We start from the raw sequence: 20,319 nt of genomic DNA, 5'->3' as shown, positions 1-20,319 counted from the left end.
TCCAGGAGAAGGCCATGTTCACCGGCATTATCGAATCCATCGGCAGCATCCGCGCCATGACCCCCAAGGGCGGCGACGTGCGCCTGCTGGTTGAAACCGGCAAGCTCGACCTCGGCGACGTCAAGCTGGGGGACAGCATCGCCGTCAGCGGCGTGTGCCTGACCGTCGTCGAACTGCCGGGCAACGGCTTTGCCGCCGACGTCAGCCGGGAAACCCTGGACTGCACCGCGATGAACGACCTCAAGGCCGGCAGCCCGGTCAACCTGGAAAAAGCCCTGACCCCGACCACTCGCCTGGGCGGCCACCTGGTCAGTGGCCACGTCGACGGCGTCGGCGAAGTGGTGGCCCGCAGCGAAAATGCGCGCGCCGTGGAATTCCGCATCCGCGCGCCCAAGGAGCTGGCCAAGTACATTGCCCACAAAGGCTCGATCACCGTCGACGGCACCAGCCTGACCGTGAACGCCGTGAATGGCGCCGAATTCGAACTGACCATCATTCCCCACACCCTGAGCGAGACCATCATGGCGTCGTACCAGCCTGGTCGCCGGGTGAACCTGGAGGTCGACTTGCTTGCCCGTTACCTGGAGCGCCTGCTTATGGGCGATAAGGCCGCAGAGCCTGCCGCCGGTAACATCACCGAAAGTTTTCTGGCCGCTAACGGCTACCTGAAATCCTGACCAAGGGGGTGCCCTGTGGCGCTCAATAGCATCGAAGAACTGGTTGAAGACATCCGCCAAGGCAAGATGGTCATCCTGATGGATGACGAAGACCGCGAAAACGAAGGCGATATCATCATGGCCGCCGAGGCCTGCAAGCCTGAGCACATCAACTTCATGGCCAAGCACGCCCGTGGCTTGATCTGCATGCCCATGAGCCGCGAGCGCTGCGAGCTGCTCAAGCTGCCGTTGATGGCGCCGCGCAATGGTTCAGGGTTTGGTACCAAGTTCACCGTATCGATTGAAGCGACCACCGGCGTCACCACCGGCATTTCCGCCGCCGACCGTGCCCGCACCGTGCAAGCCGCTGCCGCCAAGGACGCCAAGGCCGAAGACATCGTCAGCCCCGGCCACATCTTCCCGTTGATGGCTCAACCGGGCGGCACCCTCGCTCGCGCCGGCCACACCGAAGCCGCCTGCGACCTGGCGCGCATGGCCGGTTTCGAGCCCTGTGGCGTGATCTGCGAAGTGATGAACGACGACGGCACCATGGCCCGCCGCGCCGAACTCGAAGCCTTTGCCGCCGAACACAACATCAAGGTCGGCACCATTGCCGACCTGATTCACTACCGGATGATCCACGAACGTACCGTTCAGCGGATTGCCGAGCAGCCACTGGACAGCGAACTGGGCCAATTCAATTTGGTGACCTACCGTGATTCGGTGGAAGGCGACGTGCACATGGCCCTGACCCTGGGCACCATCTGCGCCGACGAGCCGACCCTGGTGCGCGTGCACAACATGGACCCGCTGCGCGACCTGCTGATGGTCAAGCAACCGGGCCGCTGGAGCCTGCGCGCCGCGATGGCTGCGGTGTCCGAGGCCGGCAGCGGTGTGGTGCTGCTGCTGGGTAACCCGGTGGATGGCGACGTGCTGCTCGCGCATATTCGCGAAACCGCCGAGCAGACCCAGGTGAAAACGCCGACCACCTACAGCATCGTCGGTGCCGGTTCGCAGATCCTGCGTGACCTCGGTGTGCGCAAAATGCGCCTGATGAGCGCACCGATGAAATTTAATGCGATATCCGGATTCGATCTGGAAGTTGTAGAATACGTGCCCTCCGAATAAAGGCCGGCGCTTTTTGCCCCTTGTTCGCGGTTAAATCATCACTGAGGGACGCACTTTTCGCGTCCCGGCTCTTTAAGAGATTTGTCGAATGACCCTGAAGACCATCGAAGGTACCTTCATCGCCCCCAAAGGCCGCTATGCCCTGGTGGTTGGCCGCTTCAACAGCTTCGTGGTTGAAAGCCTGGTAAGCGGTGCCGTGGATGCCCTGGTTCGCCACGGTGTGAGCGAGAGCGACATCACTATCATCCGCGCCCCTGGCGCCTTCGAAATTCCACTGGTTGCGCAAAAAGTTGCTCAGCAGGGTGAATACGCGGCGATCATCGCCCTGGGCGCGGTCATTCGTGGCGGTACTCCGCACTTCGAATACGTGGCCGGCGAATGCACCAAGGGCCTGGCCCAGGTGTCCATGGAGTTCGGCGTGCCAGTCGCTTTCGGCGTACTGACCGTGGATTCCATCGAGCAAGCCATCGAGCGCTCCGGCACCAAGGCCGGCAACAAAGGCGCTGAAGCTGCCCTGTCCGCCCTGGAAATGGTCAGCCTGCTGTCGCAGTTGGAGGCCAAGTGATTTCCGACGAGAGCGATTGCTTCAACCCACGCGACGAGCGTCCAGCGGACGCCGGCAAGCCTTCGAAAAGCGAAAAGCGCCGTGCTGCCCGCCAGCTTGCCACCCAGGCGCTGTACCAGCGTCACATGGCTGGCACCTCGCTGAACGAGATCGAAGCGCAGTTTCGCGTCGATAACGACTTCACGTTTGCCGACCAGAGCTACTTCCACGACATCCTGCACGGCGTTCCGGCCAACCTGGCCGAGATCGATGCGGCATTGACGCCGTGCCTGGACCTGACCCTCGAAGAGCTGGATCCGGTTGAACTGGCCGTACTGCGCCTGTCCACCTGGGAGCTGCTCAAGCGCGTCGACGTGCCGTACCGCGTGGTGATCAACGAAGGCATCGAACTGGCGAAAGTCTACGGTTCGACCGACGGTCACAAGTTCGTCAACGGCGTGCTCGACAAGCTGGCCCCGCGCCTGCGTGAAGCCGAAGTGAAGGCGTACAAGCGCTAACCTGCGCTTGAGTCCTGAATGGGCGAGTTCGAGCTGATCCACCAGTACTTCGCCGCCGCGCCGTGCGCACAGGGCGGCGAGGGCATTGCCCTGGGGATCGGCGACGACTGTGCCCTGCTGGCGCTCCCCGCCGGGGAGCAGCTGGCAATTTCCACCGATACCTTGGTGGCCGGCGTGCACTTTGCCGACCCCTGTGACCCGTTCCTGCTCGGCCAGCGCTCGCTGGCCGTGGCGGTCAGCGACCTGGCCGCCATGGGCGCCCACCCCCTCGCGTTTACCCTCGCACTCACTACGCCGACCGTCGATGCCGATTGGCTGCAACGCTATGCCCAGGGGTTGAACGCCATGGCGCAAAACTGCGGTGTGGGCCTGGTGGGCGGCGACACCACGCGCGGTCCGCTGAGCCTGACCCTGACCGTGTTTGGACGTGTCCCGGCCGGTCAAGCGTTGACCCGCAGCGGCGCACAGCCGGGCGATCTCTTGTGTGTCGGCGGCGAGTTGGGTAATGCCGCCGGTGCCTTGCCGCTGGTATTGGGGCAGCGCAGCGCCGATGCTGCGATTGCCGACCCGCTGCTGGCCCATTACTGGTCGCCACAACCGCAGTTGGCCCTGGGCCTGGCTCTACGGGGCAAGGCCACATCGGCGATGGATATTTCTGACGGTCTTCTGGCCGATTGCGGGCATATCGCCAAGGCCTCGGCTGTCAGCCTGTTGATCGAGCGCCAGAAGCTGCCGCTGTCCAACGCGTTGCTGGCGTTTGTCGGTGATGACGAGGCGCGGGTCGCCGCATTGAGCGGCGGCGATGACTACGTGCTGGTGTTCACCCTGCCGCCCGTCGAGTTGGCGCCGTTGCTGGCTGACGGTTGGCCGGTGCATGTTATCGGCCAGGTCCAGGCGGGGCAGGGCGTAACGCTGCTTGACGCTCTCGGGCAAGACATCACCCCGGCCATCCGTGGCTATCAACATTTTTGCCCGGCACCCTGAATCGCGTGCTGCACTACGCTCTATTACGTCGTTCCGGATGCTGGATTTGCAGGAGATCATCGCCATGGATGTACGCCGCTGGCTGCTGATGCTGCTGTGTGCCCTTCCGGCATGGTCCCAGGCGCAGGAGGTGCCGGTGGTGCCCGGCAAGGTCATGCTGGCCAGCGAGGCCTGGGACGACTACACCAATGCCGACGGCAGCGGCCTGGCCTGGGATGTGTTGCGGCACGTCTTCGAACCGGTCGGGATCACCCTGCAAACCCGCATTGAGCCCTATACCCGCTCGGTCGGCCTGGCCCAGCGCGGTGAAGTGGATGGCTGGGTCGGTTCCTACCGCGATGAAGTCAAGGGTGTGCTCTACCCGCACTGGAACTTCGATTCCGACCCCATCTACGCCCTTGGGCTGGCGACCTCGCCGATACCGAGCGCCGCGACGCTGGGGGATTATCGCCTGGCCTGGGTACGGGGCTACAAGTACGAGGCGTATTTGCCCCATGTACGCCGTTTCAATCAGATCCAGCGGCGCGATGGCATCTTGCCGATGCTGCAACATGGTCGTGCCGACTTCTACATTGATGCGCTCACCGAAGCCCGATACGTTCTCAGTCAGGCGGACGCCCCGTCTCAGTTCCGGCTCACCCACATCATCGACCTGCCGCTCTACGTGGGGTTTGCCGATACCGAGCGTGGGCGGGCATTACGCACCGTGTTTGACCAGCGCATGGCGGTCCTGGTGAAAAGCGGCGAACTGAAGCCGATTTTCCTGCGCTGGAAACTGCCGTATCCGTTCTGACCTGCATAGAACCGGGACGAAGGCCAATCAAACTGATTGATCTTTATCAGCGATAATTCAGCTTAAGCGTCTGTAGGAACCTGCTGTTACAATGCCCGCCTCTGTGAAATCTGAAATCAGGAGCACACGGTGCCCGTCGTTTTCGTCGCTGCTTCCAAGCTGCCTACCCCTTTTGCCACGTTCACCATGAGCGGCTTTCTCGAAGAAGCCACCGGGCGCGAGCACGTTGTGCTCAGCCTCGGCGATATCGCCGATGGCGCACCGGTTCTCGGTCGCGTGCACTCCGAGTGCCTGACCGGCGATGCGCTGTTCAGCCAGCGCTGTGACTGCGGCTCGCAATTGGAAGCCGCGATGCGCGCCATCGCCCGTGAAGGCCGTGGTGTGCTGTTGTACTTGCGTCAGGAAGGCCGTGGCATTGGCCTGCTGAACAAGATTCGCGCCTACGAGCTGCAAGACGGCGGCGCCGATACCGTCGAGGCCAATGAGCGCCTGGGCTTCGCCGCCGACCAGCGTGACTACGCGATCTGCCTGCCGATGCTGGAACACCTGGGCGTGAAGTCCCTGCGCCTGATGACCAACAACCCGCGCAAGGTCAAGGCCTTGACCGAGATGGGCATCGCCGTGGCTGAGCGCGTACCGCTGCACACCGGGCATAACCCGCATAACAAACTCTACCTGGCGACCAAGGCCAGCAAGCTCGACCACATGATGGGCAATGAGCATCAAGGCGAGGTCGACCGCGCGTGACCCGTGGCCAGGTGAAACGGCGACTGTCCTTCAGCTGGTGGCAGTATCTGGCCCTGGCGCTGCTCCCGCTGTTCGTGATCAACCTGGTGTTTGGCCAGGCCGAGCCCTTGCTGCCAGTGCTGGCCATGCCGTTCTTTATCGCCGGCGTGGCGTCGATGTTCCTCAGCCTGCGCTACTTCAACGGCTATAAACACGCCCTGATCGCCACCTCCAAAGCCCTCGATACCGCTGAAGAACCGGCTGCCTGGATCACCCTGGCGGCGCGTCGGCGCACGGCCTTGATGGTGGCGGCCGTGCCGGCCTGGGTGGGCGCACTGGCGGTGTTCGTCGGGCTGGAAGCGGTGCCGCTTTTCCTGTTGGCGCTGTCGACGACGGTGTTGTTTTACCTCTACCGCATCCCGCGTCAGTTGGGATGATGCGCCGCTGGCTGGCGATGCTGCTGCTGGCATTCAGTGCCCAGGGCCTGGCGGTCGAACGTGTCGTCAGTCTGGCGCCTTCACTTTCTGAAATCGTGGCTGAGCTGGGTGCTGCCGACCTGCTGGTGGGCGTGCTCGATGGCGGCGACCGGCCGGTGGCACTGGCGGACGTGCCGTCGGTTGGGCGTTATGGGCAGTTGGACATGGAGCGCCTGCTGAGCCTCAAGCCCGACCTGATCCTGCTCTGGCCCGGCAGCGTCGGCCCCGCCCAGCGCGAGCAGCTGCAGCGCCTGAATATCCCGGTGTACGTCGCCGAACCCCATAGCCTCGAACAACTCACCACCCAGGTCCAGGCCATCGCGGAGCAATTGGGTCGTGCCGACGCCGGCCGGCAATTGGCCGCGCACCTGCTCCAGCGCCTGGCGCAGTTGCGTCAGCGTTATCAGCGGGCCGAACCGTTGCGGGTGTTCTACCAGGTGTGGAACCAGCCGCTGTACACCGTGGGCGGCGGCCAGATCATCAGCGACGCGCTGAGCGTGTGCGGTGCGCGCAATGTGTTTGACGACCTGAAGCTGCCCGCGCCGCAGGTCAGCATCGAGTCGGTATTGCAGCGCAATCCCGAGATGATCCTGGTGGGCGATCAGGCTCAGAAGGAAGCCTGGACGGTCTGGCCAACCATGGCGGTGCGGGTACGGCTGGTTCCGGATAAAGGCCTGGAACGGCCCAGCGGGCAGATGCTGGAAGCGCTGGCGCGGCTGTGTCAGGTGATTGCTCCGAGCCGCTGAGGCCGGTCCAGGCCACAATCAGATTTCAGGTGTCCAGGTCACGCCAAACATCCACATCCGGCCTTCTTCACGGTAATCGTGATTGTTGACGAATGCCGGATCGTTGTAGCTGTAGCGCGCCCGCGCATAAGACTTGTCCAGCAGGTTGTCGACCTTCAGCGACAGCCCCACTTCCCGTGTCACCGCCCAACTGCCGCGCAGCCCGAGTAACCCATAGCCGCCCAGGCGCTGGGTGTTGGCTTCATCGTCATAGCTGTGGCTGATCGCCTGCCAACTGGCGCCCACGCCCACCTGGTCGAATTGCCGGTCGAGGTCCAGGCTCAACGTCCGCCGCGCCCGGCGGGCCAGGGTGTGGCCACTGTCGCGGTCGCGGGGGTCGATGATCGACAGCCCGAGGTTGCCTTGCCAGCCGAACAGGTCCTGCTTGAGCGCCGCCTCAACACCGTTGATGCGTGCCGACGCCACATTCTGCGGCTTGCCGGTTTGGTCGAGAATGATCGCATCGCTCAAATCGGTGCGGTACAGCGAAGCTTCCAGGCGCGTGCTGTCACTCAACTGGCTGCGCCACTGCAGTTCGTAGCTCTTTGATGTTTCGGGCTGCAGGTGGGGGTTGCTGTACTTCGTGTCCGGATAATAGAGGTCGTTGAAGGTCGGCGCGCGGAAGCTTTCGCTGTAGCTCAGCAGCAGGTCATTGTCGGGGTTGACCGGCAAGGTCAGGGTGCCGCTCCAGCTGTTCTGCCCGCCGAACTGCTGGTTCTGGTCGTGACGCAGGCCCAGTTCGGTGGAAAACCACGCGCTGTGAAAGCGATGCTGCACAAAGGCGGCGCGGTTCCAGCGGCTGTTTTCGGTAAAGGTGGTGGAGCCGTGGAAGCGGTCTTCGTACCAGTCGCCGCCGAGGATCAGGTTGTTTTGATCGTCCAGGGTCAGGTCGTTCTGCCAGTTGACCGAGTCGCGGTAGGTGTTGAATACGCTGAAATCATCGCTGAGGGTGTCGCGCTTGGTGTCGCGATTCTCGCTGTGGCCCAGCTCCAGGCGCGATTGCCAGTGCTCATTGAGCGTGGCGTCGACATAGCCGCTGGCGCTGCTCACGGCGTAGTCGGTGTAGGGTTTCTGGCCGACGGTTTGCCCGGTGGTGGCGGCGTAGCGGCCGAAGCTGTTGTCGTACTCCGACTTGCCACGGTTATCCAACAGATTGAAGCCCACCTCCAGTTCATCGCTGAAGGAGTGGCTGAGGTTCAGGCTCACGGACTGGTTGCGATAAGCATCATGGTCGCCGTCGCTGGGGAACGACTGGCGGGTTGAGTTGATGCCGGCCGTGTCATCCAGGCTCGCGCCCAGATTGAAGCGCGTCTGTGTGTCACCGCCCGAAAGGCCAAGGCTGCGCTCCCAGGTGTTGTGGCTGCCGAACCCGAGTTTCACCCGCGGTTGCACGCCTTGCGCGGCATTGCGCCGGGTGAATACCTGGATCACGCCGCCGATCGCGTCGCTGCCGTAGATCACCGAGCGCGAGCCGCGCAGCACTTCCACCCGCTCAATCTGGTCGACGTTGAGGTATTGCAGGCCGCTGTCGCCGGAGGTGGTGTTGGCGATGCGCTGGCCGTCGACCAACACCAGGCTTTGGGCGGACTTGGTGCCCCGCAGGTAGATGCCCGGCAAACTGCCACGGCCACCGGAGGGGGGCGACTTGTACGCCGGGCACACGGCTGAGCAGGTCGGTGAGGCTGGTGGGTTGCAGGCGGTCGATGTCGTCGCGGGTGAACACGATGTTGGCGGCGCTGCTGTCGTTGCGTGCCTGGACCTGGCGGTTGGCGCTGATGACGACGTCGGGGAGTTTCAGGGCGTTGTCGCGGGTGTCGGCGAGCAATTCAGGGGAGGGCAAAAGAAGCGGCAGGGCAAGGTACAGGTGTTTCATGGGCTGTCCATAGCGTTTGAAGATGGCACAATCAAATGTGGGAGGGGGCTTGCCCCCGATTGCAGTGTGTCAGTCTCAGTAGCTGTAACTGATCCACCGCTATCGGGGGCAAGCCCCCTCCCACATTTTGGTTCCGGTTTCTACAGGGCCAGCAGCGCCAGGCGCTCGCGCACCGAAGCCTCGATCCCTGCTTCATCCAGCCCGCATTCAGCCAGCATCTGCGCCGGCTTGGCGTGTTCGACGTAGGTATCCGGCAAGCCCAAGTGCAGCACCGACCTGAGGATGTTTTCCCGCGCCAGGAACTCACTGACCGCCGCACCGGCACCGCCCATGATGGCGTTTTCCTCGACGGTCACCAGCAGCTCATGACTGTCGGCGATGTCGCGCACCAGGGCTTCATCCAGCGGCTTGACGAAGCGCATGTCGACCACGGTGGCGTCGATCTTCTCAGCCACCTTGAGGGCTTCGGCCAGTTGCACGCCAAACACCAGGAACGCGGTCCTGCTGCCCTGGCGACGCACAATGCCCTTGCCGATTTCGATAGGCTCCAGATCCTTCTCGATCAGCGCGTTGGGGCCGTTGCCCCGTGGGTAACGTACGGCGGCCGGGCCGTTATACAGGTGGCCGGTGCTGAGCATCTTGCGCAGTTCGTTTTCGTCGCTCGGCGTCATCACCAGCATGCCGGGGATGCAACGCAAGTAGGACAGGTCGAAGCTGCCCGCGTGAGTCGGGCCGTCTTCACCGACTAGACCGGCGCGGTCGATGGCAAACAGCACGTCGAGGTTCTGCACCGCGACGTCATGCACCAACTGGTCATAACCGCGCTGCAGGAAGGTGGAGTAGATCGCCACGACAGGCTTGGCGCCTTCACAGGCCATGCCGGCGGCGAAGGTCACCGCGTGCTGCTCGGCAATGGCCACGTCGAAATAGCGCAGCGGGAAACGCTCGCTGAACGCCACCAGGTCGGAGCCTTCCTTCATCGCCGGGGTAATGCCCACCAGGCGCGGGTCGACGGCGGCCATGTCACACAGCCATTCGCCGAATACACCGGAGTACTTCGGCCCGCTGGCTTTTTTCGGCGCAGCGGCGGGGGCGTCCACCGGCTCGAGCTTGGTGATCGCGTGGTAGCCGATCGGATCGACTTCCGCCGGGGCGAAGCCTTTGCCTTTCTTGGTGACGATGTGCAGGAACTGCGGGCCCTTGAGGTCGCGCATATTGCGCAGCGTGGCGATCAGCGTGGGCAGGTCATGGCCGTCGATGGGGCCGATGTAGTTCCAGCCCAGCTCTTCGAACAGCGTGCCGGGGACCAGCATGCCCTTGGCATATTCTTCGGTGCGCCGGGCAATTTCCCACGCGCCGGGCAGACGCGAGAGCACCTTCTTGCTGCCTTCACGCATGCTGGCGTAGGTGCGGCTGGAGAGAATCTTGGCCAGGTAATTGGACAGGCCACCGACATTGCGCGAGATCGACATGTCGTTGTCGTTGAGGATCACCAACATGTTGGCGTTCACTTCCGGCGCATGGTTCAGCGCTTCGAAGGCCATGCCGGCAGTCAGCGCGCCATCACCGATCACGGCGATTGCCTTGCGGTCGCTGCCTTGCAGGCGGGCGGCAATCGCCATGCCCAGCGCTGCGCTGATCGAGGTGCTGGAGTGGCCGACGCCAAAGGTGTCGTACTCGCTTTCGGCGCGGCGTGGGAAGGCGGCAACGCCGTCCTTCTGGCGCAGCGTGCCCATGCGCTCGCGGCGGCCCGTGAGGATCTTGTGCGGATACGCCTGATGGCCCACGTCCCACACCAGCCGGTCATCCGGGGTGTCGAACACGTAGTGCAACGCGATGGTCAGCTCGATGACACCCAGGCCGGCACCGAAATGCCCACCGGTCTGGCCGACCGTGTAGAGCAATTCCAGGCGCAACTCATCGGCCAGGGTTTCCAGCTCGGCTTCACCCAGACGACGCAGGCCGTCCGGCGTGGCAGCACGGTCGAGCAGGGGCGTGGACGGGCGCTTGCGGGGAATCTCTTGAAACGTCGTGGGCATCAGGCGAATCGTTATAGGTATAGAAGAGGCGGCAGTTTACCTCAAGCATCGCAAACTGCCCACGCAGAGCGCCGAACTTGGCCGATATGCGGCCGCAATGGCCGCCATAATCAGTGGCGGCGTTCGACGATATACCGCGCCAGGTCACGCAGCGGCTCGGCCGCCGCGTCGAAAGGTCGCAGGGCGTCCAGCGCCTGGTCGCGTAGTTCCACGGCGTAGGCCTTGGCGGCTTGCAGCCCGAGCAGCGCAGGATAAGTCGGCTTGTCCCGTGCGATATCGGCGCCCTGGCGTTTGCCCAGGGTGGCGGTATCGCTTTCCACGTCGAGAATGTCGTCCTGCACCTGGAACGCCAGGCCAATGGCCCGGGAATAGGTCTGCAGGGCCGCCAATTGCGCGGTTTCGGCACGCCCGCTGGCCAGGGCGCCCAAGTGCACGGCGGCTTCGATCAGTGCGCCGGTCTTGTGGCGGTGCATGTGCTCAAGGGCTTTTTGATCCAGCTTGACGCTGACCGAACCCATGTCGATCGCTTGCCCGCCCACCATGCCCGCAGGGCCGGCAGCCAGGGCCAGTGCGGTGACCATGCGCAGGCGGATCTCGGCGTTGACGCTGCTCAAGCGTGGGTCCAGCAACGCGCTGAACGCCAGGCTCTGCAAGCCATCGCCGGCGAGGATCGCATAGGCTTCATCAAAGGCTTTATGGGTGGTGGGCTGGCCACGACGCAGATCGTCATCGTCCATCGCCGGCAAATCGTCGTGTACCAGGGAATACGCGTGAATCAACTCGACCGCACAGGCGGCACCGTTGGCCTGCTCGGCCGGCGCGCCCAGCGCTTCACAGGCCGCATACGCCAGCAACGGGCGCACGCGCTTGCCGCCATTCATCACGCTGTAGCGCATGGCTTCATACAGACGCTTCATTTCCGGGCTTGGCGCAACAAACAAGGGCTCCAGCGCCGCATTCACCCGGGCTTGGCTACTGGCCTGATACGCGTCGATCATTCCGGCTGTTCCGCGTCGAAAGGTTCTTCGGCCAACTCTCCGTCACGCTCCAGCAATACCTGGACCTTCTGCTCCGCCTGCGCCAACGCGCTCTGGCAGTCACGGGTCAGGCCGATGCCTTGCTCAAACGCCGTCAGCGAGTCCTCCAGCGACAACTCGCCGTTCTCCAGACGCTCGACCAATGTTTGCAGGTCGGCGAGGGATTGTTCGAAATCGAGTGCAACTTTTTTGCGGGCCATGGCGGCTATTCCGGTAGACGGTAAACCGGCGCGACACTAGCAGACATGGGGATTCTGGGCAAATGAGCGGGCAAAAGAGTGGAGTGTCACTCGCCCCCTGTATTGACCTGATAACGCGTGCTGCGGCCGCCTCCGGGGAGACGGACCAGGCAGTTTTTTTCCATCAGGTCCGCCAGGTGTCGCGTCGCTGTCGCCTTGGATACCTGCTCCACGCTGCGTAACAGGGTTTTAAGGAACCACTCGAGTTGGACGCTCGGTTGAATAACGAAAGCCTGCTTTTCAGGGCAGGCTTATCGCGAATCTCGGCTGGCTTACTTCTGGTGAGCCGTCAGCGCCGCATACCCATTCATCAAGTTGCGATAGTTAGGAATGCGCTGGGACAACAAATTCCCCAGGCCTTCGATATCGTTGCGCCAGTCGCGGTGCAGCTCACAGGCTACCGAAAACCAATTCATCAACTGTGCACCGGCCTGTGTCATCCGGCTCCACGCCGCCTGCTGCACCGTGGTGTTGAACGTGCCGGAGGCATCGGTCACCACAAACACCTCAAACCCTTCCGCCAGCGCCGACAAGGTCGGGAACGCTACGCATACATCCGTGACCACGCCGGCGATGATGATCTGCTTGCGGCCGGTGGCCTTGATTGCCTTGACGAAGTCTTCGTTGTCCCAGGCATTGATCTGGCCGGGGCGGGCGATGTACGGCGCGTCCGGGAACATCTCTTTCAACTCCGGTACCAGCGGGCCGTTGGGGCCTTGTTCGAAGCTGGTGGTGAGGATGGTCGGCAGGTTGAAGAACTTGGCCAGGTCGGCCAGGGCCAGCACGTTGTTCTTGAACTCGTTGGGCGAGAAGTCCTGCACCAGGGAAATCAGGCCGGTCTGGTGGTCGACCAGCAGGACTACGGCGTCGTCTTTGTTCAAGCGGTTGTAGGTTGGAGTGCTCATGGTTGAATCCTTTTTTGTTCAGGTTGGTTGGGCGTTGCGTTCAACATGGGCACAGATTAATGGGTGGATGCTGGGGGATAAATCGGTTGGAATGGGTAATACCGTCAACTAAAAGGAGACAATTCATGGGTTGTCAGCAGGATTTGTCCTTTTGATGATCGAAAAAATAAGTCAAAAAATCTCACGCGTGAGCTATTGAGTGTGGCAAAAAATGCCTGTAGATTTTCTCACGCGTGAGTTTTTCACAGCGAGGTCAGTACCATGGAAAGCAGCTCTCCATCGAGTCCGCCTAGAGGGCCCGATACCGATTCAGCAAGCCTCAAGGGAGAGCGCTTGAAGCCGTCCGCCAAAAAGCCATCGAGCTTTTACATGAAGCAGATGCGTGCAGGCCTGGCGGCCGCCGGCTATGTGAAACACGAGACTTGGGTGCTTCCCGAAAACCGAAGCCTGCTCAAGCAGATGGAGAAACAGCTTCGCCAGCCGATTCTGGCTGGCTCATTCATGTCGGAGAATTTCATGAGCGCAGGTACCAACTGGAATATCGATCGCCTCTTCACCGCTCTTCAGGCCCTGGACGACGTGGTGTCCAAGGACATTACGCTTTCTCTGGTTCAAGGCTCCGAGTCCAGCATCAAGCTGGAAATGAACGACTTCGGTGGCCTGCCGATTTACATCGCGGTGGTGGGCGAGCAGATCATCGTCGACACCGTGCTGGTCGATGTCGAGTCCATCAACGATGTCGCAAAATTCAATGACGCGGTGTTGCGCAGCCGGGAAATGTTCCCGCTGTCCTCAATCGGCATCGAGTCCATGCCTAACGGGCAAGTGGTCTACAACATGTTCGGTGCATTGAGCTCCGATTCCAGCCTGACCAATATCGTCACCGAGGTGAAAACCCTGGTCGACAACGTGCAGCGCGCCAGCGAAGCCTTCGAACGTTTCTTCAATTAAGTATTCGGGAGTATCCAATGACTCAGTCCATCTGGAGCAAATTGTTCACCGCGCTGCGTGGCGGTGCCAACGAAGTCGGCGAATCGATCGTCGACCAACAGGCCCTGCGCATCCTCGATCAGGAAATCCGCGATGCCGACACCGCGCTGGCCAACGCCAAGCGTGAGCTGGTGAGCATCATGGCCAAGCACAAACTGGCGACTGATCGCGTCAACGAGTACGACGCCAAGATCAAGGACCTGGAGTCCAAGGCCGTGGCTGCCCTGCAGGCCAATCGTGAAGACCTCGCCCTGGAAGTCGCCGAAGCCATCTCGACCCTGACCAACGAGCGGGATGTCGAGCATAAGCAAGCCACCGAGTTCGGTGGCTATGCGGAAGGCATGCGCAAGGACATCACCAAGGCCGAAAGCCGGATCAAAAGCCTGCGCCAGCAAGTGGACATGGCCAAGGCGCGCGACAGCGTACAGAAGGCCCAGGTCAGCGCTTCCATCGCCAGCGGCGGTGCCAACGGCAAGCTGGAAACCGCCGTCGGTACGCTGAATCGCTTGCAGGCCAAGCAGCAGCAACGCGCCGCTGAACTGCAAGCCCAGGATGAACTGGCAGATGCATCGACCGGGACCGACCTGGAGCGCAAGCTGCGCGACGCCGGCATCACGCCGAACGAAGGCAGCGCCAATGCGATTCTGGAGCGTCTGAAGCAAAAATCGGCCGAGTAAGCAACGTCGCCGCAGGAAGGGCAGTGTCTGCCCTTCTTTTTTACCTCGAGGTCAGGATGGATGCCCTGAAGGGTTTCAAGACAATCGCAGGCCTGGCGCTGTTCATGGTCGCGCTGCAACTGCTCAATGCCGCGACTGGTTACAGCCTGATGACGTTCGGCCTGATCCCGAGAACGCTGCAGGGCCTGCCCGGCATCCTCACCTCACCGTTTTTGCACGGGTCGTTTGCCCACCTGAGCGCCAACCTGATTGCCTTTGTGATCCTGGGCAGCCTGGTGATGATCGAAGGGCTCAATCGGTTTGTGACCGTCAGCGCGATCATCATCCTGCTGGGCGGTTCGCTGGTCTGGCTGTTCGGTTTTGCGGGTGTGCACGTCGGGGCCAGCGGCTGGGTGTTCGGGTTGTGGGCCTACCTGTTGTCTCGCGCCTGGTTCCACAGGAGCTGGAGCAACCTGATCACGGCCGGTGTGGTGGCGGTACTGTATGGCGGACTGGTCCTTGGCTTCCTGCCTCGCCAAGGCGTTTCCTTCGAAGGGCATCTGTTTGGTGCCTTCGCCGGATTTATTGCCGCCAAGGTACTTCTCTCTCAACCACGCAGCAGGTTTAATGCCGGCTGAACGCACTTGAGCACCCAGGGAGTCAGGGACGCAATGCCGATTTTTCTTTTGTTGCGCAGGTACGCCGCGTCCCTCTTTCACCGCTTCGGCTGGGCAGGCCTGGTCATCGCCTTGGCGGTACACTTGAGCACGGCTTATCTGGGCCTGGTGGTTCTGGGCGAACAACACCTCACCGCGCCCGCCACGTTCGTTTACTTCTATCTCACCACCACGCTGACCGTCGGCTATGGCGATCTATCGCCGCAGACCTCTTTGGGACGCTTGTTCGTGGCGACCTGGGTCATGCTCGGGGGCATTGCGCTGCTGACGGCGGCGATCGGCAAAACCACCAGCACTGTCATCGATGCATGGAGAAAAGGCATGAAGGGCAAAGGCGATTTCACCGGCAAAATCGGCCATACCGTGCTCATTGGCTGGGAGGGCGCGTCCAGTGAACGGGTCATCGAGTTGTTGCTGCAAGACGAAACCTCGAACGACAACCTGATCGTCATCTGCGATTGCACCCTCGAAGAAAACCCGATGCCAGGCAAGGCGGCCTTTATCCGTGGTGAGAGCTTGTCCTCCACAGCGCTGTTGCTGCGTGCCGGTGTGCCCGGTGCCGAGCGTGTGCTGGTGCGAACCCCGTCTGACGATCTGACGCTGGCCACCGTGCTGGCGGTGAATCAATTGAATCCGGTCGGGCACGTGGTCGCCCACTTCAATGCAAGTGAGATCGCCGCACTGGCCAGTTCCTACGCCCCCAGCCTGGAATGCACCTCAAGCATGGCTATCGAAATGCTGGTGCGCGCCTCTCAGGACCCGGGCTCGTCGGTGGTCATTAATGAGCTGCTGTGCGTGGGGCAGGGCGCCACCCAATACCTGATGAGATTGCCCGAGGCGTTTGAAGCCACGTTTGGCGATCTGTACACCCAGATGAAAGAGCGCCACAACGCCACCCTCATCGGCTATCGCGCCAAAGGTGCCCCGCAACCGTCGATCAACCCGCCCAGCGCCACGCGCGTTGAAGGCGGCGAGCTCTTCTACATTGCCTCCACCCGCCTCAAGGAAATCTCCAATGGGATGGTTTAAACAGTTGATGGGGCTTGAGGCCCCGCAAGCGAATACACACTCGAAAGGCGCTGCCGAACCGCTGCCGACCACCGGGCCGCTTGGCCTGGCGCCGGGCAAAGGCGTGATATTCGACACGACCCTGAAGTTGTTGCTCGACGGGAAGACCACGGTGGTTATCCCCGGCTCCCAGGAAATCTGGAGTAACGGCACCGTTGACCTCGGGCAGTCGACCTGGCTGTCGCGCTACTACATGAACGACGAGGATTACTGGCTGCAGGTGCACACCACGGGCGACATCGCCGGGCAGGTCGAGTCTGTGATCCTGTTCAACTACCTGAGCTACGTCACTATCAGCAGCGAAGCTGAATTGCGCCGGCTGGCGGGGCCGCAGAGCCCGATCGGGTTGCCGACCTACACCCACAACGGCGTCGAATACACGCGCGTGTGGGGCAGCGAGGCTGGCCAGACAGAATTGGTGGCCATGAGCGAGCAGGTGATAAACCCCGAGGACTCCTACAGCGTCGAACACCGCTCGATGCTATATGCCCGTGACACCGGCCTGACCGATCGCCGCGAGTTTCTGCTGTTCTCTGTCGAAGAAGACGCCGAAGGCACTGTCAGCCTGAGCACCTCCCTGGGCATTTCGCTGTACACAACCGACTTGAATGCGCTCTAAAAAAGGAAGAAGTCCATGCTAGAAGCTCTCTCCATCTCCCTGAACAAAGCCGCCGTGCTCGGGTTTGTCACCTACATCCTGGGGGCTGCCGTACTGTTTGCGCTGTTCCAGTTCATCTACACCCGCGTCACCCCGCACAAGGAGTTCGAGCTGATCCGGGCGGGCAACGTTTCCGCAGCGGTCGCCCTGGGCGGCGCCATCGTCGGTTTCGCCATTCCGGCCAGCAACGTGATTGCCTACTCGATCAGCATCCTCGACTTCGTCGTCTGGGCGGTGATCGCAGCCGTCGTCCAACTCCTGGCGTTTCTGCTCACCAGTCTCGTGCTCAAGGGCACTTCCGAGCGCATCAAGAGAGGCGAGCTTGCAGCGGGCATCTACGTGGCGGCGGTGGCCATCAGCGTCGGCATGTTGAATGCCGCCTGCATGACACCTACCCAGAACTGATTGCGCACGGAGCTCCCGATGAAACGAAGCAAGTACGTCCAGCTTTCGCTGGCAGCGTCGGTCGCCATGGCGATATCCGGTTGCGGGCCGACGGAAAAAACCTACGATTTGCAGAAGAAGTACAACTTCCAGTCGGTGCAGCAATGTGCCGATGAAAAGCTTCCGGTGGACGTCTGTTCGGATGCCTACATGACGGCCATGGCCGAGCATCGCCGCATCGCCCCGGTATACGCCAGCCAGGCCGATTGCGATGCCGACTTTGTCGCCGGCTGGTGCCAACTGGACTCCAATGGCCAGTTCATTCCCAAGCTGGGCGGTTTCGAACTGACCGCCGAAGGCCAGGTGACACAATCCCAGGTCGACGCGGCCAACGCCCAGGCGGGCAACGCTCAGGCAAGCGGCGGCTCCGGCTTCTCCACCAGCAGCCTGCTGACCGGTCTGCTGATCGGCAACATGCTGAGCAGTAATCGCAACAGCTACCGCTCCGAGCCGGTGTATCGCTATCGCGATGATCGCGGTAACTACGGCAACTCCACGCTCAACCAGCGCGTCTCCAGTGGCGCGACGTTTGGCCGCTCGAATCAAGCCCGGTACGGCAGCAGCAATTACACCAACACGCTGCGCACCTCCAGCCAGTCGAGCTCCGTAGCGTCGGCCACCTCCCGTGGCGGCTTCGGCAGCAAGGCCAGCGCACGCAGCGGCTGGGGCGGCGGCGGGTCGAGCAGTTAAGGAAACCGGGCCATGAAGAAAATCCATTGCGCAGAGCGTCATGACTGGAAACAGACGGCTGAAAACCTCGGCTTTCTGTTCCATACCATCGACAACGAACCCTACTGGGACGAGCGCGCTTATTACCAGTTCACGCTCAAGCAAATCGAGCACGACCTCGAAGACCCGACCACCGAGATCCATGACATGTGCATGGACCTCGTCGCCCGCGTGGTCCAGAGCGAAGAACTGTTCGAACGCCTGAGCATCCCCGCGCCCTTCTTCGACATGATCAAAACCTCATGGCTCGAAGGCCACCCGCACCTGTACGGGCGCATGGACTTCTCCTACAACGGCACCGGCCCCGCCAAGCTGCTGGAACTCAACTACGACACACCGACCAGCCTCTACGAGGCCGCGGCGTTCCAGTGGGGCTGGCTCGAGCAATGCATCGAACGCGGCCTGCTGCCCAAGCATGCCGACCAGTTCAACAGCATCGACACCAAGCTGCACCAGGCCTTCGCCCAACTGCAGATCAACCAGCCGTTCTACTTCGCCTCGATGAAAGACTCGGTCGAAGACAAAGGCACCACCGACTACCTGCGCCTCGTCGCGGAAAAAGTCGGCATCGAATCACGCCACATCGACATCGAAGACATCGGCCTGACCCGCGAAGGCCGCTTCGTCGATCTCCAGGACCGCTGGATTCCCCACCTGTTCAAACTGCACGCCTGGGAATTCATCTTCCACGAACCCTTCGGCGCCGCGATTGCCGAGAGCGACACCCAGTTTTTCGAGCCAGCGTGGAAATCCATCATTTCCAATAAAGGCATCCTGCCGCTGCTGTGGGAATTCAACAAAGGCCACCCGAATCTGCTCGCGGCCCACCTGGATACCGAACCGGGTAAAGCTGTGCCGAAGGGATGGGTGCGCAAGCCATTCTTCTCGCGGGAAGGGGCGAATATCGAGCTGCAGACGGCTGATGGGCTGATCGTGAAAGAGGACGGTCCTTATACGGATGCGCCGTTTATTCTTCAGGAGTTCGCACCGCTGCCGCGGTTTGGGGACAGCTACACGTTGATTGGGTCTTGGGTGATTGGGGACCAGGCGGCGGGAATTGGGGTGCGGGAGGATAATAGTTTGATTACCAAGGATTCGAGCCGGTTTTTGCCGCATTTGATATTGGATTGAGGCTGGAGCTTAAAGGGCCAGAAGGGCTGATCTCTCAGTGCACATTGAATCGATGGTGCGCCTTGGGTGGCCGTATTGCCTTTATTGTAGACATGACGCAGTTGGTGGCGGATCGTGCTCCAGAGGCATGCAGCATAGATAGTGCCGCTGAGAGACAGGCGAGGCGATAGTCTTGCCCGCTTTGGCTATTCAATGATCCAACAGCTGTTGGATAAATTTGGTTTGTGGTTTTTGTGAGCATTAAAAAGCCGGCTTGTGGCCGGCTTCTCTGTGACCGCCTCAGCTTGTTTTTGACAAACCTCAGCAGCCTTCAAATCGCTCAGCCCACATTGCGTCGGGCTGAATAGTAGGGGCATCTGCGGGAAATCCTCCGCATCGCCGAGCAGGGTGGATAGCGCAAAGCCACCCCCTGCCAAATGTGCGGCGCATGATACCCACATTCACCTCAGTTGCCCACCTCCGGATCCGATTTAGAGCCTTCCCAGCCCAAAAGATGCTCATCCAGCGGCACGGGTGGGCGGCGGTTATTGAGGGTAGACCACCAGAACACCCACCCCACGATCTGGAAGTTCTGCTCAAACCGTTGTTCGTGGGTCAGGTATTCGTCCGGATGTTCACCGGCATTGTGGCTGCGCATGCGCAAGCCACCTCCAGGGCGGTTGTAGAGGTATTTGATGCGGAGCATTCCGTCGTGTTCGACCGCGTAGATTTCGCCGTCGATGATTTGGGTGCGGCCTTTGTCGATGGCGAGGGTGGCGCCTTGTTGGATGATGTCGATCATGCTGTTGTCGACCATGTAGGCGCCCAGCGCGCGGTCGGGGTTGACGTTGAGGGTTTCGAGGGTGTGCAGGGAAACGCGGATGCGTTCGGTTGAGGTGAAGGTGGGGTGGAGGGGGATCTCCACGTCGATTTTTTCCGGGCGGCAGGCGGGGCCTGTGAGGTATTTGCCAGTTTCTTCGCGGGCGGGGAGTCCTTTCCTGGTGCCGGGGCCTTCCAGCAGGAAGTTGGCCGGTGGGTGTTTGGGGCCTTCGCCGGTGCGTAGCCAACGGCTGGAGATGCACAGCAGTTCTGCGATCTCGTTGAGTCGGCCCATGGGTACACCGCGTTTGAACCAGTTGTTCACGTGTTGAGGCGTGACACCACGGTTCTTGGCGAAGTCGGAGGCGGAAAGATGAACTTCCCGTAATAGCGCTTTTAAGCGATCACCTGATGTATTCATAAACGCAGAGTTTACTGGCCGAGAAAACACATCAAATAAACCAT

General features: G+C 61.5%; 22 protein-coding genes and 2 pseudogenes. 17 read left to right on the top strand and 7 right to left on the bottom strand.

The genetic code is table 11. The features are described 5' to 3' along the window. Positions 1-14 precede the first annotated feature (14 nt). From FX984_RS15890 to FX984_RS15850, 9 genes are all read left to right on the top strand, one after another. Positions 15-677 carry a riboflavin synthase gene (locus FX984_RS15890; RefSeq protein ID WP_065946586.1) on the top strand — a complete coding sequence of 221 codons (663 nt, stop codon included), beginning with the start codon at positions 15-17 and terminating at the stop codon, positions 675-677. A 15-nt stretch (positions 678-692) separates the two neighbouring features. Next, positions 693-1,784, top strand: a complete 1,092-nt coding sequence (gene ribBA / locus FX984_RS15885) for a bifunctional 3,4-dihydroxy-2-butanone-4-phosphate synthase/GTP cyclohydrolase II (protein ID WP_027605193.1) — start codon at positions 693-695, stop codon at positions 1,782-1,784. A gap of 88 nt (positions 1,785-1,872) precedes the next feature. Then, positions 1,873-2,349 (top strand): 6,7-dimethyl-8-ribityllumazine synthase, encoded by a 477-nt coding sequence (ribH, locus tag FX984_RS15880; RefSeq protein ID WP_003176356.1) that lies wholly within the window; start codon positions 1,873-1,875, stop codon positions 2,347-2,349. Further along, entirely contained in the window at positions 2,346-2,846 is a 501-nt protein-coding gene (nusB, locus tag FX984_RS15875; RefSeq protein WP_027605194.1) for a transcription antitermination factor NusB, read from the top strand. The genes ribH and nusB overlap by 4 nt, the downstream gene beginning before the upstream one ends. 18 nt (positions 2,847-2,864) lie before the next feature. After that, positions 2,865-3,830 carry a thiamine-phosphate kinase gene (gene thiL / locus FX984_RS15870; RefSeq protein WP_027605195.1) on the top strand — a complete coding sequence of 322 codons (966 nt, stop codon included), beginning with the start codon at positions 2,865-2,867 and terminating at the stop codon, positions 3,828-3,830. Positions 3,831-3,894: 64 nt separating this feature from the next. Further along, positions 3,895-4,623: a substrate-binding periplasmic protein gene (locus FX984_RS15865; RefSeq protein ID WP_146477854.1), complete on the top strand. Its 729-nt coding sequence runs from the start codon at positions 3,895-3,897 to the stop codon at positions 4,621-4,623. A gap of 129 nt (positions 4,624-4,752) precedes the next feature. Then, a complete protein-coding gene (ribA, locus tag FX984_RS15860; protein WP_027605197.1) occupies positions 4,753-5,370 on the top strand; it encodes a GTP cyclohydrolase II in 618 nt (205 codons plus the stop codon). Beyond that, entirely contained in the window at positions 5,367-5,786 is a 420-nt protein-coding gene (locus FX984_RS15855; protein ID WP_027605198.1) for a hypothetical protein, read from the top strand. The genes ribA and FX984_RS15855 overlap by 4 nt, the downstream gene beginning before the upstream one ends. Next, positions 5,783-6,571, top strand: coding sequence for a cobalamin-binding protein (locus FX984_RS15850; RefSeq protein ID WP_146477744.1), 789 nt, complete (start codon positions 5,783-5,785; stop codon positions 6,569-6,571). Before FX984_RS15855 ends, FX984_RS15850 begins: the two co-directional genes overlap by 4 nt. Before the next feature lie 18 nt (positions 6,572-6,589). Here FX984_RS15850 and FX984_RS15845 read toward each other — a convergent pair. The 6 genes and pseudogenes from FX984_RS15845 to ycaC all read right to left on the bottom strand — a co-directional run bounded on the left by FX984_RS15845 (position 6,590) and on the right by ycaC (position 12,703). Beyond that, positions 6,590-8,483 (bottom strand): annotated as a pseudogene (locus FX984_RS15845) (TonB-dependent receptor domain-containing protein). Positions 8,484-8,623: 140 nt separating this feature from the next. Then, positions 8,624-10,522, bottom strand: coding sequence for a 1-deoxy-D-xylulose-5-phosphate synthase (dxs, locus tag FX984_RS15840; RefSeq protein WP_146477745.1), 1,899 nt, complete (start codon positions 10,520-10,522; stop codon positions 8,624-8,626). Positions 10,523-10,632: 110 nt separating this feature from the next. Then, entirely contained in the window at positions 10,633-11,520 is an 888-nt protein-coding gene (ispA, locus tag FX984_RS15835) for a (2E,6E)-farnesyl diphosphate synthase (RefSeq protein ID WP_146477746.1), read from the bottom strand. Continuing rightward, entirely contained in the window at positions 11,517-11,759 is a 243-nt protein-coding gene (locus FX984_RS15830) for an exodeoxyribonuclease VII small subunit (RefSeq protein WP_003176346.1), read from the bottom strand. Before FX984_RS15830 ends, ispA begins: the two co-directional genes overlap by 4 nt. Before the next feature lie 86 nt (positions 11,760-11,845). After that, positions 11,846-11,977: pseudogene (locus FX984_RS32755) on the bottom strand (DUF4172 domain-containing protein); the annotation flags it as partial. A 93-nt stretch (positions 11,978-12,070) separates the two neighbouring features. Beyond that, entirely contained in the window at positions 12,071-12,703 is a 633-nt protein-coding gene (gene ycaC, locus FX984_RS15820) for an isochorismate family cysteine hydrolase YcaC (RefSeq protein ID WP_027605204.1), read from the bottom strand. Between the two features lie 369 nt (positions 12,704-13,072). On the opposite strand from ycaC, the gene FX984_RS15815 reads away from it, so the two are divergent. Genes FX984_RS15815 through FX984_RS15780 form a run of 8 tightly spaced genes read left to right on the top strand, consistent with a single transcriptional unit; the run spans position 13,073 to position 19,056 of the window. Beyond that, complete coding sequence (locus tag FX984_RS15815) at positions 13,073-13,654, top strand: YjfI family protein (RefSeq protein ID WP_027605205.1); 582 nt, start codon at positions 13,073-13,075, stop codon at positions 13,652-13,654. Positions 13,655-13,671: 17 nt separating this feature from the next. Beyond that, positions 13,672-14,370: a PspA/IM30 family protein gene (locus FX984_RS15810; RefSeq protein WP_027605206.1), complete on the top strand. Its 699-nt coding sequence runs from the start codon at positions 13,672-13,674 to the stop codon at positions 14,368-14,370. A 56-nt stretch (positions 14,371-14,426) separates the two neighbouring features. Continuing rightward, positions 14,427-14,987, top strand: coding sequence for a rhomboid family intramembrane serine protease (locus FX984_RS15805; protein ID WP_027605207.1), 561 nt, complete (start codon positions 14,427-14,429; stop codon positions 14,985-14,987). 33 nt (positions 14,988-15,020) lie between these two features. Beyond that, positions 15,021-16,055, top strand: a complete 1,035-nt coding sequence (locus FX984_RS15800) for an ion channel (RefSeq protein ID WP_092488452.1) — start codon at positions 15,021-15,023, stop codon at positions 16,053-16,055. Continuing rightward, the gene (locus tag FX984_RS15795) at positions 16,042-16,713 is read left to right on the top strand and encodes a DUF2491 family protein (RefSeq protein WP_108574246.1); all 672 of its coding nucleotides are present in this window, start codon (positions 16,042-16,044) and stop codon (positions 16,711-16,713) included. Before FX984_RS15800 ends, FX984_RS15795 begins: the two co-directional genes overlap by 14 nt. A gap of 15 nt (positions 16,714-16,728) precedes the next feature. Then, positions 16,729-17,157, top strand: a complete 429-nt coding sequence (locus FX984_RS15790) for a DUF350 domain-containing protein (RefSeq protein ID WP_027605210.1) — start codon at positions 16,729-16,731, stop codon at positions 17,155-17,157. A gap of 18 nt (positions 17,158-17,175) precedes the next feature. Continuing rightward, on the top strand, positions 17,176-17,886 hold the full coding sequence (locus FX984_RS15785; protein ID WP_027605211.1) for a DUF1190 domain-containing protein: 711 nt from the start codon (positions 17,176-17,178) through the stop codon (positions 17,884-17,886). Between the two features lie 12 nt (positions 17,887-17,898). After that, the gene (locus tag FX984_RS15780; RefSeq protein WP_146477748.1) at positions 17,899-19,056 is read left to right on the top strand and encodes a glutathionylspermidine synthase family protein; all 1,158 of its coding nucleotides are present in this window, start codon (positions 17,899-17,901) and stop codon (positions 19,054-19,056) included. A 445-nt stretch (positions 19,057-19,501) separates the two neighbouring features. On the opposite strand, the gene FX984_RS15770 is transcribed toward FX984_RS15780, so the two are convergent. Further along, positions 19,502-20,275, bottom strand: coding sequence for a LexA family transcriptional regulator (locus FX984_RS15770; RefSeq protein ID WP_027605213.1), 774 nt, complete (start codon positions 20,273-20,275; stop codon positions 19,502-19,504). Between the last annotated feature and the right edge of the window lie 44 nt (positions 20,276-20,319).

The sequence above is a fragment of the Pseudomonas marginalis genome, from assembly GCF_008692035.1.
Taxonomy (GTDB): domain Bacteria; phylum Pseudomonadota; class Gammaproteobacteria; order Pseudomonadales; family Pseudomonadaceae; genus Aquipseudomonas; species Aquipseudomonas marginalis.
Note: the sequence above shows the minus strand (reverse complement) of the source record. Positions and strands in the feature narration are given on the sequence as shown.